The organism is Streptomyces sp. SID3343, assembly GCF_009865215.1.
Taxonomy (GTDB): Bacteria; Actinomycetota; Actinomycetes; order Streptomycetales; family Streptomycetaceae; genus Embleya.
Genome location: NZ_WWJX01000631.1, coordinates 1 through 723 on the forward strand (window position 1 = coordinate 1; position 723 = coordinate 723).

The 723-nt window shown below is 68.3% G+C and carries 1 protein-coding gene; it reads left to right on the forward strand.

Annotated elements, in window-relative coordinates; translation table 11 throughout:
- The first annotated feature begins 385 nt into the window (after positions 1-385).
- A complete protein-coding gene (locus GT354_RS52650; RefSeq protein ID WP_202512059.1) occupies positions 386-595 on the forward strand; it encodes a hypothetical protein in 210 nt (69 codons plus the stop codon).
- Positions 596-723 lie beyond the last annotated feature (128 nt).

A 723-nucleotide genomic window follows, 5' to 3' on the forward strand; every position in this document is an offset into this window, starting at 1 on the left:
CCGACAGATGAATGTGTGGACCCCGCGAAGAGCACGTCACCCACAGTGACACCAAACCCGCCCGGCGCGCGGGGACTTCACCCAAAAGATGCGAGCGCGTCCGCTCGAAAGAGTGTCGGGCTGCGTCGACGCGCCCAACCTGCGGCAGCGCTTCAAGCTCGAGACCCTCGCCGGAGCCCGGCCGAGGGCGTGAACTCGTATCTTCTGGCCAGACCCTTGCGAAGCGTGCGAGGTACGACGAAGCTTCGCTTGTGAAGCCCGACCTTCTCCTTGAGGAGAGAGTTGGGCTTTCGTCGTCTCGGCGTTCGCCCATCGGATGGCCCCGCCGCGACGCTCTGTGCGACCAGTCTCGCCGCGGCGGGCCCTGGACCCCTTGGAGGGCCTGGTGTCAGTCAACCCGACGAACGGAGCCGGAGGCGAGCCCCCGAACGAGTCGGGGGGCCCGGACGGGCCGTTGGATGTACGCACCGTCGTACTCCTGAGCGTTTTTGCGGCCGCGGTCTATGTGGCCTACCGCGCGCCGGCGTTCGGCGTCGCCCTCACGGTGGGCGTCACGGTACTACTCGCGCTGCACCTGCTGATGAAGCGTTCCTGAATCGCGTCGGGGGCCGGGACGGCACTTCGGTCGCGACCCCCGACGCACTGGCTCTGTACGCGAGAACCCCGAGAGGCACCGGGGGATGCGGCGCGGCATGGTGCGTGAGTGACCGCGATTCCCGCCCG